12 protein-coding genes are annotated in these 14,236 nt (G+C 64.7%); 4 read left to right on the top strand and 8 right to left on the bottom strand.

Annotation, left to right across the window (positions count from 1 at the left end; genetic code table 11):
* Positions 1-304: 304 nt before the first annotated feature.
* From tsaB to recQ, 8 genes are all read right to left on the bottom strand, one after another.
* On the bottom strand, positions 305-1,018 hold the full coding sequence (gene tsaB, locus BN3659_RS10455) for a tRNA (adenosine(37)-N6)-threonylcarbamoyltransferase complex dimerization subunit type 1 TsaB (protein ID WP_091536798.1): 714 nt from the start codon (positions 1,016-1,018) through the stop codon (positions 305-307).
* Positions 1,015-1,617, bottom strand: a complete 603-nt coding sequence (locus tag BN3659_RS10460; RefSeq protein ID WP_091536814.1) for a DapH/DapD/GlmU-related protein — start codon at positions 1,615-1,617, stop codon at positions 1,015-1,017. Before BN3659_RS10460 ends, tsaB begins: the two co-directional genes overlap by 4 nt.
* 221 nt (positions 1,618-1,838) lie before the next feature.
* Positions 1,839-2,306 carry an SsrA-binding protein SmpB gene (gene smpB / locus BN3659_RS10465; RefSeq protein WP_091536800.1) on the bottom strand — a complete coding sequence of 156 codons (468 nt, stop codon included), beginning with the start codon at positions 2,304-2,306 and terminating at the stop codon, positions 1,839-1,841.
* 167 nt (positions 2,307-2,473) lie between these two features.
* Positions 2,474-4,450 (bottom strand): DNA primase, encoded by a 1,977-nt coding sequence (gene dnaG / locus BN3659_RS10470; protein ID WP_091536802.1) that lies wholly within the window; start codon positions 4,448-4,450, stop codon positions 2,474-2,476.
* A 388-nt stretch (positions 4,451-4,838) separates the two neighbouring features.
* Complete coding sequence (gene rsmA, locus BN3659_RS10475) at positions 4,839-5,639, bottom strand: 16S rRNA (adenine(1518)-N(6)/adenine(1519)-N(6))-dimethyltransferase RsmA (protein ID WP_091536803.1); 801 nt, start codon at positions 5,637-5,639, stop codon at positions 4,839-4,841.
* Between the two features lie 809 nt (positions 5,640-6,448).
* Positions 6,449-6,658, bottom strand: a complete 210-nt coding sequence (locus BN3659_RS10485) for a hypothetical protein (RefSeq protein WP_091536806.1) — start codon at positions 6,656-6,658, stop codon at positions 6,449-6,451.
* A gap of 200 nt (positions 6,659-6,858) precedes the next feature.
* Complete coding sequence (locus BN3659_RS10490) at positions 6,859-7,074, bottom strand: hypothetical protein (RefSeq protein WP_091536815.1); 216 nt, start codon at positions 7,072-7,074, stop codon at positions 6,859-6,861.
* A 118-nt stretch (positions 7,075-7,192) separates the two neighbouring features.
* Positions 7,193-9,385 (bottom strand): DNA helicase RecQ, encoded by a 2,193-nt coding sequence (recQ, locus tag BN3659_RS10495; protein ID WP_091536808.1) that lies wholly within the window; start codon positions 9,383-9,385, stop codon positions 7,193-7,195.
* Between the two features lie 107 nt (positions 9,386-9,492).
* Here recQ and lptB point away from each other — a divergent pair, with 107 nt between their 5' ends.
* The 4 genes from lptB to BN3659_RS10520 form a co-directional block, all read left to right on the top strand.
* Positions 9,493-10,269, top strand: coding sequence for an LPS export ABC transporter ATP-binding protein (gene lptB, locus BN3659_RS10500; protein WP_091536809.1), 777 nt, complete (start codon positions 9,493-9,495; stop codon positions 10,267-10,269).
* Between the two features lie 476 nt (positions 10,270-10,745).
* Positions 10,746-11,996 carry a 3-phosphoshikimate 1-carboxyvinyltransferase gene (gene aroA / locus BN3659_RS10510; protein ID WP_091536812.1) on the top strand — a complete coding sequence of 417 codons (1,251 nt, stop codon included), beginning with the start codon at positions 10,746-10,748 and terminating at the stop codon, positions 11,994-11,996.
* Positions 11,993-12,964: a chorismate synthase gene (locus BN3659_RS10515; RefSeq protein ID WP_091536817.1), complete on the top strand. Its 972-nt coding sequence runs from the start codon at positions 11,993-11,995 to the stop codon at positions 12,962-12,964. The genes aroA and BN3659_RS10515 overlap by 4 nt, the downstream gene beginning before the upstream one ends.
* A 6-nt stretch (positions 12,965-12,970) precedes the next feature.
* A partial coding sequence (locus BN3659_RS10520; RefSeq protein WP_141682563.1) for a N5-glutamine methyltransferase family protein occupies positions 12,971-14,236 on the top strand: 1,266 nt, incomplete at its 3' end.

The following is a 14,236-nucleotide window of genomic DNA, read 5'->3' on the forward strand; positions in this document are numbered from 1 at the left end:
TCCCCGCACAGTGCCGCCCCGTCGCACGACCGGCATACAACCCCGCCACGTATCGTCCCCGAAGCGGCAGAGCCCCCGCATCCCGGGCGCCCCGGCCGATCCGGTCCGGTTTCCGACCCCGTTCCCGACAGCAATCCCGCCGCCGGTATCCCTCGGCAGCCGGCCCCTTCGGCGGCGGTCCGCACGTCCGAAATCCGACGCCGGCTTGCCGCTTCCGCCGTCCCCTGCGCCCGCCTCCCGCCCCGCAGACCGGAAGCAGCATTCCGCCCCGAGGATGCAACGCATCGGGCGAACGCCGGAAAAATCAGAACAATTTCTTTTTCGAAGTCGTTACGACGAAATCCTTGAGGTAGAAAGGTTCGAAATAGGCGACATCCTCCGTGCGCCCTTCGTCGAACGACCGTTGGGCCAGCCGCACCAGTCCGCGGGCCGAAGGGCAGACCTCGATCTGCACGGCATCGGGCAGCACCCCGGCGCATTTGCGCGCGCCGCTTCCGAAGATCACGAACGGTCGTCCGGCCTCTCCGCGGAACGCCGCGAAGCTCTCTGCCGTTACCACCTCCGCCGCCACCTCGCTCTGCGGGCGGCCTGCGGCGTCGAACACCTCGGCATAGACCTCCATGCGGCGTGCATCGACCATCGGACAGAGGAAGGCCCGCTCCCACCCCTCGACCGAGAGGATTCCCGCCTCGTAGTCTTCGCGGGCCACTTCGGTCAGCGCGTCGAGCGACCCGACCGCCACGAGCGGGATGCCCAGTCCGTAGCAAAGTCCCTTGGCGAACGACACGCCGATGCGGAGGCCCGTGTAGGAACCCGGTCCCTTGCCCACGGCCACGGCGTCGAGCTCGTCGGGCGCGATGCCCGTCTCGCGCAGCAGTTCATCGACGAACACCCCTACTTTTCGGGCGTGGTCGCGGCCCTCGTCGCTCTCGCGGAGCGAGAGCAGTTCGCCGTCCCGGGCGATGCCGACCGAACAGATGTCCGTGCCGGTCTCGATGCATAAAATCAGTTTGCTCATCTCTGTTCCCCGTTTTTCGAATTGCCGCATCCGCTCCGGTCGATCGTACGGAGCACGCGGGCGGGCACACCGCCCACGATCGTCGCGGCCGGCACGTCCCGCGTAACGACGGCACCCGCCGCCACGATGGCATCGTCGCCGACCGTTACCCCCGAGAGGATCGTCGCGTTCGATCCCACCCACACGTTCCGGCCGAGCACGATGGGCGCCGGACGGGTCGTCTTGCGCCGCTCGGGCTCGATCCCGTGGTCGAGCGTAGCAAAGACCACGCTGTGTCCGATCTGGCAGCCGTCGCCGAGCCACACGCCTCCGTGATCCTGAAAGTGGCAGCACGCATTGATGAAGACCCCTTCGCCCAGATGGGTGTTCAAGCCGAAATCGGTGTAGTAGGGCGGAAACACCCGAACCGACGGAGGCACGGGGCGGTCGTAAAGCTCGGAGAGCAGAGCCCGCACCCCGTCGGGCTCGTGGTACGAGGCGTTCAGGCGGCAGGTGATGCGCCGCGCCCGATCGCTCATCGCATCCATGAAACGCAGGATCTCCTCCGTGTCGAACGGCAGGCGCTTCCTCGCGCATTCCAGAAAATCAGCGAGTGTCATTTCGTTTTCCATCGTTTTTCCGACAATCATATATATTTTTTGCGGCAATATCGTCCGGCGATGCGGGCGGTTCGCCGCAACCCGCGCGCCGGCCCGCTCTTCGGTTCGCCGGCCCGCGGCACCGGCACCGCGCCCGCCGAAGCCGCCTCGACCGCACGCAACCGACCCTGCGGAAAAGAGCGGAGCGGCCCGAGACCGTTCGGCGCTGCGCCCTCCCCGGGCTATCGTCCGTATCGTTTCATCGCCTTGTCCATCTCGCGCTTCGCGTCGTTCTCCTTGAGGTATTCGCGCTTGTCGTAGGATTTGCGGCCGCGGGCCAGACCGACGACGATCTTGGCCAGTCCGCGGTCGCTGAGAAAAAGCCTCAGTCCCACGATCGTGAGCCCCTTGTCCTGCGAAGCCCGCGCCAGACGCAGCAGCTCGCGGCCCGTCAGCAGGAGCTTGCGGTCGCGGCGCGGCGCATGGTTGTTGCAGGTGCCCCACGCATATTCGGCGATGTTCACGCCGCGGATCCACAGTTCGCCCTTGTCGAAATAGCAGAAAGAGTCCGTGAGCGACGCCCGCCCCGCACGGATCGACTTGATCTCGGTGCCGACGAGCACCACGCCCGCCACGAATTCCTCTATGATCTCATAATCAAAGGTCGCGCGTTTGTTGCGTATATTTATCTTCTTTTGTTCGTTCGCCATACTCGAAAACGGTATAGTTCTTGTTCCGTTCCGTCCGGGGGTGGGAACCGGTCAAGGTAACTAATTCTTTTATCTTTGATATGTTTTACACATCTTTCTGTTTATTTTCTGTTTGCACACGGTATGCGTAGCGATACGTGTACGACCCGGATTCCCGCCCCCTTTTTTCACAGGATCAGCCGTTGCAGCTTTTTCGAAATCGTAACTTTCATGCCGTTCAGCTTCGAGAGCATGCGCAAGATCCGCTGCTGCTCCTCCTCCGACAGGGTTGCGTCCGCCAGACGGGCCTGCTGCTCGGCGATCAGCCGTTCGATCACCTTCGACTTGTAGAGCGTAACGGCTTTCGGAACTCCCACGGCGAGCATCTCGGCCTCGGTCTCGATGTGGATGTCCTTGCGCTTCCAGATCACGCTCGGCACGTAGTTGTCGTCCGACGTGAGCAGATCGACCGCCAGATTGCACACCTCGGGGTCGGGATGGTTCAGAAACCAGTGGGCCGGCACCTCCGTCCCCGTCCCGAGCGTCTGCCACTGGGTGCGGTAGGTGTTCAGCAGCTCGTTGCAGAGGCGATTGCCGAACACGAGGTTGTCCGAGTCCAGCTCGTTGAAAATCACCTCCGCGACATTGCAGGACACCATCGTCCGCCCCTCCTTGAAATCGAACGAACAGTGGCCGTATTTGAGCAGGTATTTCGCCAGTTCGCGCTCCAGCGCCTCGGGGCTGCTGCCCGCCTCGACCTGCCGCTTGAACTCCACGGCGGGTTCGGCCGCCTGTTCCGCACGCTGCCGGGCCGTCTGCCGGCGCACGAACTCGTCCGTTTCGCGGTCGCCCGTCGACGCCATGCGTTTGCGGGCGACTTCCGAGACGAGGATCGTCTCGTCCACATCCATCGTGCGGGCGCACTCCTTGATATACACCGACCGCTGGATCGGGTCGGGAATCCGGGCGATCGACTGCACCATGTCGCCGACGAGGGCCGCCTTGCGGATCGGATCACCCTCGGCCCGATCCATCAGAAGACGTGCCTTGAACGAGAGGAAATCCTGCTCGTTGGTACGGATATACTCCTCGACCCCCGCCGCTCCGAGCCGGTGCGCGAAGGTGTCGGGGTCGTCCTCGGGCGGCAGCAGCACCACGCGCACGTTCAGCCCCTCCGCGAGAATCATATCTATGCCTCGGATCGCCGCGTGGATGCCCGCTGCGTCGCCGTCGTAGATCACCGTGATGTTCTTCGTGAAACGGCCCACCAGCCGGATCTGCTCCGTCGTGAGCGACGTGCCGGACGAAGCCACGACGTTCTCGACCCCCGCCTGATGCATCGAAATCACGTCGAAATAACCCTCCACCAGAATCGCGCAGTCCTTCTGCTGGATCGCCTTTTTGGCGAAGTAGAGGCCGTAGAGCTCGCGTTTCTTGCTGTAAATTTCGCTCTCGGGCGAGTTCTGGTACTTGGCCACGTTCTTGTCCGTGCGGAGCGTGCGGCCGCCGAAAGCCACGATGCGGCCCGAAATGTTGTGCACCGGAAAGATCACGCGGTCGCGGAAGCGGTCGTAGAGCGAGCCGTCGCTCTCGCGTGCGAGCGAAAGACCCGTCGAGAGCAGAAACTCCCGCTTGTATCCCGCCGCCAGCGCATCCTTCGACATCCGGTCGCCCTTCGAGGGGCAGAATCCGAGGCCGAACTTCCGGATCGTGGCGTCGGTCATGCCGCGCTTCTGCCGGAAATAGGTCATGCCGACGCTCATCCCCTCCGCGTCGTGCGCGAGGTAGGAGGCGAAGTAGTCGGCCGCCCAGCCGTTGAGGGCGAACATCGACTCGCGGTCGTCGTTGCGGTGCTGCTCCTCCTCGGTCAGCTCGCGCTCCTTGACCTCGATGCCGTAGCGCTTGGCCACCATCTTCAGCGCCTCGGGATAGCTCACTCCCTCGTGCTCCATGATGAAAGTTACGGCGTTGCCGCCCTTGCCGCAGCCGAAACACTTGTAGAGCCCCTTCGACGGCGAGACGACGAACGACGGGGTTTTCTCGTTGTGGAACGGACAGCATGCCTGATAGTTCACGCCCTTGCGTTTGAGCGTAACGTATTCGCCGATAATCTCCACGATGTTGGCGGCGGCATAAATCCGGTCTACGGTCTCCCTGTCGATCATGTCCGCAAAGGTACGGAAAATTCGGAATCGGCCTGCGGAAACGGCCCAAAGAATTTGCTCCGACCGGCCCCGTTTTCCTCTGCCTGCGACCGGCGGGACGGCCGACCTCCTCCTCCCCCGGTCTCCGATACGAAGACGCTCCGGCCGATCCGGTGCCGTCCCCCGCCGGTCCGATATGATGCTGCGTCGGAACGTCCCGTCCTGTCCCGAGCGCACTGCGCCTGCCGCTGCGCCTACTTGCGTACTCCCTTCCGTGCGGACCGCACCGCACGTTCCGCCGCTCCGGTCCGGGATCTGCTCCCGTCCGGCTTCGGCGCTGCCGATCCTCCCCCCCCTTTTCCGCTCCGTCCTGCCGCAGAAGCGGAGAGGAAGATTCATTTCGGGCGCCTCACCCGCGAGCGGAAGCGGCGGCCTCCGCCACCCAGTTCGTGAGGATTACGAACTCGTCCACGGAGAGCTGCTCGGGCCGCCGCGTGAAAAAAGGATGCTCCGCGCCGCCGAAATCGCCGAACACGGCACGCAGCGAATTGCGGATCATCTTGCGCCGCTGCCCGAACGAGGCTTTCACCACCCTGATGAAAAGTCTTTCGTCGCATCCCAGCCGTTCGGTGGCGTTGCGGCGCAGGCGGATCACGGCGCTCTTGACCTTCGGCGGCGGATTGAAGACGCTCTCGCTCACGGTGAAGAGGTACTCGATGTCGTACCACGCCTGCAACAGCACCGACAGGATGCCGTACTCCTTCGACCCGGGCGGCTCGGCGATCCGCACGGCGACCTCCTTCTGGACCATGCCGACGCATTCGGGCACGAGCTCCCTGTTTTCGAGGACCTTGAAAAATATCTGCGAAGAGATGTTGTAGGGGAAGTTGCCGATCACGCGCACCCCCTCCGGGAAAAGCGTCCGCAGATCCATGCGCAGAAAATCGCCCTCCATGAGGCGCGGCGCGAAACCGGGATAGTGCGCATGGAGATAGGCGACGCTCTCGGAGTCGATCTCGGCGCCGTAGGTCAGTATGTCGGTGCGGCCGAGCAGGAACTGCGTCAATACCCCCATGCCGCACCCCACTTCGAGCACGGGCACGGGCGCTTCGGGCGTTCCGCCGCCGAGCGCTCCGCAGATCTTGCGGGCAATATTCAGATCGGTCAGAAAGTGCTGACCCAGCGATTTTTTCGCTCTTACTTCATCCATCGGTCGGTATTTCTCCCTTCGTTTCCCCGTTTCGGCAATCTCCCGAGCGGCCTCGGATTGCACCCGGTTTTACGAAAACATTCGCTTGCTCAGGCGTTTCCCGCCGCGGCAGAGCCCGAACTTCCGTTCGCCTCCGCCCCCGATCGGCGAAAACGCAGAATCGCCGTCGTCCATTTCCCGCCGCGGCAATCTTCAGAAAACCCCGGACGGCCCGCCGCCTATCGAGAACGCCGCATTTTCTTCGATCGTTTCCCGCCGCGGCAGACCTCGAACTTCATTCGACGCTGCGCCGGCTCGACGATACAAAATCATCCCTCTTCCAGCCGTCCTCCGAAAGCCACGACACGGCCTTCGTCCTCCCGGCCGTTCGCCGCCGCGGCCGGCTTCCCGAAACGGGGTTCTTGCGCGCCGCCGTCTTTGCAGCCGTATCGCGGCCCTCCTCCGGCCGCGGCCGCCCCCGACGCATCATCCGCCGATCCGCGAAAAAAATATCGTTTCAGGCAGGATGCGATGCCGCACCGCGGCTGAACCGCCGTCTGCGACCGTCCGTCGAACGGCACCCTTTCAGTCGTCTCGCCAACGGCCGCTCCGGCCGTCGTTTTTTCGGGCGCTTCCGCATGCGGGAACCCTTCCCGACGGCCGAGCGACGCAAACTGCGGCGTGCACCCTCTCCCGACACCGCGCCGCCGAGACCTGCCTAAGGCCGCCAACCGGCCCGACGGCACAGACAGCCGGCCGCACCCGGGTCCTGCGATTCGCAGCGCGGCACCCCGGTCCGTGCGGTCGGGCGAGCATCCGCCGATCCGTTCCTATTCCGATCTCCGGCGCTCATCTTCATCCCGTTGCCTGCGCCATTCGAGGGCATAGATGCGCAACATCACCGCGAAAACGCACAACAGCGCCAGCTCCGCAGCCCACAGCCGGTAGTCGCCGGTCGCAATCATCCGCACAGGCAGTACCAGCAGCGCAAGGCCGATAAAACACATCATCGCCACGCTGAAGCGCTGTTTTACCGTCATAGGATTCATCCGTTTCTCATTTTACCGTTACACTTTCATCGACGGAGTACGGCCGCAAGCGCCTCCCATATCATACATATCATACCATATCATACCGCACGGCCCGCCTCCGCAGCCCCGCAGCCCCGCAGCCCCCCTACGCCCGGATCGTTCTCCGATCCACGGCGACAGCCCGTTCGCCGGCGACACAGTCGAACGGCCTACGGGATCTCGTTTTTATTCACGTCGGCCAGATGGCGACGTTTCTTTTTATGCAGTTCGTTCCAGACCATCCACGCACCGGCAACCACGAGGAACACGGAGATGATCCAGTCGTAGACCGAGCAGTTCCGGTAAAACCAGAAAATCTCCGCCACGAGCAGCGCGACCGACACACACAGGAAAATCACGGCTAAGGTAAAAGTTTTCTTGTTCATAAGCATCCTCCTTATAAATTAGGGTCTCTGTCTCCATTTCGGCCGATCGCCGCTGCACCGTCTCCGCGCGGCCGGGCGGCCCGTCTCCGGCGGCTATGCAGCCGCCGGAGCGGCCGTGCTAATTGCCCTGCTCGCACATGAACTTGATGCGCACCAGCCGGATCTCCTCCTCCGTGTAGTCCGCCCCGAGCTCCTCGATGGCCGCGTCGAGCGAATCGCTCTCGGCATCCTCCTTGAAGTAGAGGTAGATGTCCTCGGCCTTGTCGTCGTCCATGAACTGGCTGATATAATAGGATATGTCGAGCTTCGTACCCGAATTGACGATCCCTTCGATCTCCGTGAGCAGTTCGTCGAATTCGAGGTCCTTGGCACGGGCGATGTCTTCGAAATCCATCTTGCGGTCGATGGACTGTATGATGAAAATCTTGCTGCCCGACTTGTTGCCCACCGATTTGACGACCATATCCTGCGGGCGGATGATCTCCTTCTCCTCGACATAGGCTTTGATGAGCCGCACGAACTCCTCGCCGAACTTCTTCGCCTTGCCGGCGCCGACGCCCGTGATGTTCTGCAACTCCTCGATCGTTACGGGATACTGCACGGCCATGTCTTCGAGCGACGGGTCTTGGAAAATGACGAACGGCGGCAGATCGTGTTTCTTGGCCACCTTCTTGCGCAGGTCCTTGAGCATCGAGAACAGCTCCTCGTCCGCCGCGCCGCCCTTGCCCATCGGGGCCACGGCTTCGGCTTCGCGCTCCTCCTCGTCGTAGTCGTGGTCGAGCGTTACGGTTACGGGGAACGGCAGCGCGATGAACTGCTCGCCCCGGGGATTGATCGAAATCAGACCGTAGTTTTCGATATTCTTGTCCACCAGCCCGAGTATCAGCGCCTTGCGGATCAAGGCGCCCCAATACTTCGCATCGTGCGCCTCGCCGGCCCCGAACCACCGGCTCTTGTGGTGGCCGTAGCTCTTGATGAGCGCCGTATTCTTGCCCGTGAGCACCGCGACCAGATAATCGCTCTTGAACTTGTCGCCGATGTCGCGCAGCGCTTCGAGCGCCATCCGCAGGTCGGCCTTGGCGTCGATCTTCGGCTTGGGGTTGCGGCAGTTGTCGCAGTTGCCGCAGTTCTCCTCGGCGTACTCCTCGCCGAAATAGTGGAGCAGCGTCTTGCGGCGGCAGATCGAACTCTCGGCATAGGAGACCGTCTCCTGCAGAAGCAGCTTTCCGATCTCCTGCTCCGCGACGGGCTTGCCCTGCATGAACTTTTCGAGCTTCTGGATGTCCTTGTAGCTGTAAAACGTCAGGCAGTAGCCCTCGCCGCCGTCGCGGCCGGCGCGGCCCGTCTCCTGATAGTAGCCTTCGAGCGACTTGGGGATGTCGTAGTGGATCACGTAGCGCACGTCGGGCTTGTCGATGCCCATGCCGAAAGCGATCGTCGCCACGATCACGTCCACGCGCTCCATGAGGAAATCGTCCTGATTGGCCGCCCGCGTCGATGCGTCCATTCCGGCATGATAGGCCTTGGCCTTGATGCCGTTGGCCAGCAGCAGCTCCGTGAGCTCCTCGACCTTCTTGCGGCTCAGGCAGTAGATGATGCCGCTCTTGCCCTCGTTCTGCTTGATGAAGCGGATGATGTCCCGGTCCACGTCGTGTTTGGGCCGGATCTCGTAGTAGAGGTTGGGACGGTTGAACGACGAGCGGAACACCGCCGCGTCGGCCATGCCCAGATTCTTCTGGATGTCCATCTGCACCTTGGGAGTGGCCGTAGCCGTGAGGGCGATCAGCGGCGCCGCGCCGATCTCGTTGATGATCGGCCGGATGCGGCGGTACTCGGGCCGGAAGTCGTGGCCCCACTCCGAGATGCAGTGCGCCTCGTCGATGGCGTAGAACGAAACCTTGATCTTGCGCAGGAAGGCCACGTTGTCCTCCTTGGTGAGCGATTCCGGCGCGAAGTAGAGGAGTTTGGTGCGGCCCGCCAGCACGTCGTCGCGCACCTGCGCCACGGCCGTCTTGTTGAGCGACGAGTTGAGGAAGTGGGCGATCCCCGGCTCGGCCGAGAAGGCGCGCATGGCATCTACCTGATTCTTCATCAGGGCGATCAGGGGCGAAATGACGATCGCCACGCCGTCCATAATCATCGCGGGCAGCTGGTAGCACAGCGACTTGCCGCCGCCCGTGGGCATCAGTACGAACGTATCCTTCCCTGCGAGCACATTGCGGATCACCGCCTCCTGATTCCCCTTGAACGACGAAAAACCGAAATACTCCTTCAGTTTATCGTGCAACAAAGCCCCTTCGTATGATTTCATTATGCCTTTATAGTCTTTTAATCGGTCGCAAAACGTAAAATTCCTTGTAAAGATAAAAAACTTTTGGGAAAATATCATAACTTTGTAGAAAATTACTGAAAAAAATAATGAGGCTTTACACGAGCGAACTCGTCAAGAAATACAAAACCCGCACGGTCGTCAATCACGTCTCGATCGACGTCCGTCAGGGCGAAATCGTCGGACTGCTGGGCCCCAACGGCGCAGGTAAAACCACCACCTTCTACATGATCGTGGGGCTCATCACCCCCAACGAGGGGCAGATCTTCCTCGAGAACGACGAAGGGCAGGTCGCCGAGCTGACCAAACTGCCCGTCTATCGGCGCGCGCAGCTCGGCGTGGGCTATCTGGCGCAGGAGGCTTCGGTCTTCCGCCGTCTCTCGGTCGAAGACAACATCCGCGCCGTGCTCGAAATGACCGACTACTCGAAGGAGTACCAGCGCGACCGCGTGGAGGCCCTCATCGAGGAGTTCCGCCTTCAGAAGGTGCGCAAGAGCCTCGGCATCCAGCTCTCGGGCGGCGAGCGCCGCCGCACGGAGATCGCCCGCGCCGTGGCGATCAATCCGTCGTTCATCCTGCTCGACGAACCTTTCGCCGGCGTGGACCCCATCGCCGTGGAGGACATACAGTCGATCGTGGCCACGCTCAAGCACAAGAACATCGGCGTAATCATCACCGACCACAACGTCGACGAGACGCTGGCCATCACCGACCGCACCTACCTGCTCTACGAGGGCAAGATCCTCAAGACCGGCACGGCCGAAGAGCTGGCCGCCGATCCGATGGTCCGCAAGGTCTATCTGGGCCAGCATTTCGAGCTGAAGAAGAGCCACCAGCTCACGCAGGAGATGCTCAAAAAGGAATAACGCCCCCGGCCGCCGCCCCCATATCCGCGGCGCACGGAACGCTGCGGTATGCGGAACGCTGCGGCGCCGCCCGTCCGGCCGCCGTTCCGCCCCATGCCGGGCGAAACCTCGCACCCGAATGCCGGAACGCCCGAACGCCCGGTGCAGAAACCGATAAAAATCCGAACGCAGGAATCCATCGGAGACGCCGCAGACGGCCCCGGCAGGCGTCCGCGGCAGTATCCGACGGAAAGCGGCAGGACGAGACAGGCCGGGAGGAGGGGCATAACAGGCCGGGAGGAGGAGACATGACAGGCCGGGAGGTTGCAGGACAGGACGCGACGGGCAAAACGTGCAAGCCGGACACGAAGCCTTGCGGACAAAGTGCCGTCCGCCGCGCAGAAGCGGCGCCTGACGTCCGCTGCCGCCCAGCCCGCGCCGGACGGCACTTGGCGGACGGCACTCCGAAATTATCGCAACCGAAGATAAAAACGCTTATGGATATGACGGTCCCGCCCGGGAGTGTGCGGGGAAAATTGACACCCCCCTGTTCGAAAAGTTACGCCCAGCGCGCACTGGCCGCCTCGCTGCTCGCGGACGGCCGCTCGGAGCTGCGCAACATCGGATTCTGCGACGACACGCGCTCGGCCTTGCGCTGCATCGAGACGCTCGGCGCCCGCACGGCCCGCACGGCCGGCGACATCCTCGCGGTCGAGGGCGGCCTCGCTCCGCGCGGCGACGTGCTCCGCGTAGGCGAATCGGGCCTTGCCGCACGGCTCTTCACTCCGATCGCGTCGCTCTGCACCGCGCCGATCCGCATCGAAGGCCGCGGCACGCTGCTCGCCCGCCCGATGGAGACGATGATCGCTCCGCTCCGGAGGCTGGGCGCGCGCATCACGGACTGCGGGGGGCGGCTGCCGGTCGAGGTCCGCGGCCCCCTGCGCGGCGGCGAAGCCTTCATCGACGGTTCCGTGTCGTCGCAGTTCGTTACGGGCCTGCTGATGGCGCTGCCGCTCGCCGCCTCGGACACCACCCTCCGCGTCGGCGATCCGGTCTCGACGCCCTACATCGACATGACCCTCGATCTGGCGGCCCGCTTCGGCGTGGAGATCGACCATCAGGACTACGAAGAGTTCTACATCGCCGGAGGCCAGCGCTACACGCCCGTTTCGCTTGCGATCGAAGGCGACTGGAGCGCCGCCGCCATGCTGCTCGTGGCCGGAGCCACGGCCGGCGAACTCGAAGTGGACAATCTCTCGGCGCTCTCGAAACAGGCCGATACGGCCGTCTGCACGGCGCTCGAACGCGCCGGCGCCGGGCTGGTCTGCGAAGCCGAGCGCCTCACCGTCTCGCGGCGGCCGCTGAGGGCGTTCGAATTCGACGCCGCGCAGTGCCCCGACCTCTTTCCGGCGCTCGCGGCGCTGGCCGCATCGGCCGAAGGCGTCAGCGCGATCCGCGGCACGCGCCGCCTCGCCCGCAAGGAGAGCGACCGTGCGGCGGTCCTCCGCGACGAATACGCCAAACTGGGCATCGACGTCGACCTCTCGGTGGAGGATACGATGAAGATCCGCGGCGGCCGCATCCGCGCCGGCCGCGTCTCGGCGCACGGCGACCACCGCATCGCCATGTCGCTCGCCACGGCCGCGCTGCGGGCCGAGGGACCCGTTACGATCGAAGGAGCCGAATGCGTCGCCAAGAGCTACCCCGGATTCTTCGCCGATCTGGAAAAAATACGATGCTGCGCATGAATACGTTCGGACATCGTTTCCGCCTCGCCATCTGGGGCGAATCGCACGGCCCGCAGATCGGCGTCTCGATCGACGGCCTGCCGGCCGGCATCCCGCTCTGCGCCGCCGACTTCGAAGCGGATCTCGCCCGCCGGCGCGGAGGCGCGGCCGGCACCACCCCGCGCCGCGAAGCGGACCTGCCGCAGATCGTCTCGGGCCTCCGGGAAGGGCACACCACCGGAGCGCCACTGACCGTTTGCTTCGCCAATGCCGACACACGCCCGTCCGATTACGCCGCGTTCGCCGACCACTGGCGCCCCTCCCATGCCGACCGCACGGCACGGGTCAAATGGGGCGGACGGAACGATTCCCGCGGCGGGGGGCACTTCTCGGGCCGCCTCACGGCGGCACTGGTCGCTGCGGGCGTCGTGGCGAAAAAATGCCTCCCCGACGTCCGTTTCGAAACCCGCCTCGCGGAGGTGGGCGGCGAGACCGAACCCGCACGTTTCGGCCGTGCGATCGCCGCCGCACAGCGCGACGGCGACTCGGTGGGCGGAGTGGTCGAGTGCCGCATCGCCGGCGCAGGCACCGGTGCGGGCGACCCCTTTTTCGATTCGGTCGAGAGCGTCGCCGCGCATCTGCTCTTCTCGATCCCCGCCGTCAAGGGGGTGGAGTTCGGGGCCGGCTTCGGCGGGGCGCGTCTGCGCGGCTCGGCGTACAACGACCGCATCGCGGACGCCGCGGGACACACCGCCACCAACCACGACGGCGGCATCAACGGCGGACTGACCAACGGCAACGAGATCGTCGTGCGCGTCGCCGTGAAACCCACCCCGAGCATCGCCCGCGAACAACTCACCTACAACGCCGCTTCCGGACGCATGGAACCGCTCGCCGTCGGCGGCCGGCACGACGTCTGCATCGCCATTCGGGCCGCCGCGGCCGTCGAAGCGGCGCTGGCGATCGCACTGGCGGAACTTATCTTATAGCCGGAAATGAACGACCCGCACATACCGTCCGCACCCTGCACCCGCCGAGAGGCCGTCCGCCGCGTCGCCGACCCGCTCCTCGCACTCTACGGCGAGCGCGAAGCACGCCAGATCGCCCTCTCGGTCGTCTCGGAGCTGACGGGCATCGCCCCCGCCGCCCTGCTGGCCGACCCGGGGGCTCCGATCGCCGTCGCAGGGCTCGGACCGATCGCCGCCCAACTCTCCGCCGGACGCCCCCTGCAATACGTCGTGGGGCACACGGAGTTCTGCGGCCTGCGGATCGGCGTGCGCGAAGGGGTGTTGATCCCCCGCCCCGAAACCGAGGAGCTGACGCTCTGGGTCGCGGAGACCTCTCCGCAGGCCCGCCGCATCCTCGACGTCGGCACCGGAAGCGGCTGCATCGCACTGGCCCTGAAACGGCTCCTGCCCGAAGCGGAGCTCTTCGGCGCCGACCTCTCGGACGAAGCGCTCGCCATCGCCCGCGCGAATGCCTCGGCACTCGGACTGGAGGTGCGGTTCCGCCGCGCCGACGCACTGCGCGAAGCCGGAAGCCCCGGTCCGCACGGCGACAGCGGGACAGTCTCTTACGCACACCGGGCTCCGACCGTCCGACCCGACATGCGGACCGCACCCGCACCGCACCGCGGCTCCCGGCCGGACGGCCTCCCCGCTCCCGAAAACCTGAGCCGCCCGCCCCTCGCCGACGCCGCATCATCGGCCGCGACCGACTGCGACGACCTCCCGGCCGCAGCCGGCAACGCTCCGTCCGCCGGCACGGAAACAGATCGAAACCTCCGGCCGCATCCGACAGCCTCTTCCTCCGCCGCAACCGACGTCAAGGACACCTTCGGCGGCGGAAAACACCGAGACGCGCATCCGTATCCGCACGGGCGAACAACCCCTCCGGCCATGAATCGAGCGACCCGGTCGGAGGCCGGAGGCCCCGCTTCACGACACAACGGCCACGGGGACTGCGGCGAAACAGGCAGCCGCACGACCGCCTGTCCCGCATCCTCCGGCCTTTCTGCCGTAGCACCTGCGCCGACCCTCTCCGTGTCCCGCTCCGAGATCATCCCCGCAGTCCCCGGAACTCCGGACTGCGAAACGGCAGCGCCCCTCCCGACGGACGACGGCACGGATCGACCCGATGCACAGCCGGCCCCCGTACCGGGAAACAGATCCAGCGCGGACGATGCGCTTCCCTCCGGAAGCCGGATCGGCGGCATCCCCTCCATCGGCGGTCCGCCCTCCGCCGGAGCTGCTCTCCGGCCC

The organism is Alistipes sp. CHKCI003 (genome assembly GCF_900021155.1).
Lineage (GTDB): Bacteria > Bacteroidota > Bacteroidia > Bacteroidales > Rikenellaceae > Alistipes > Alistipes excrementavium.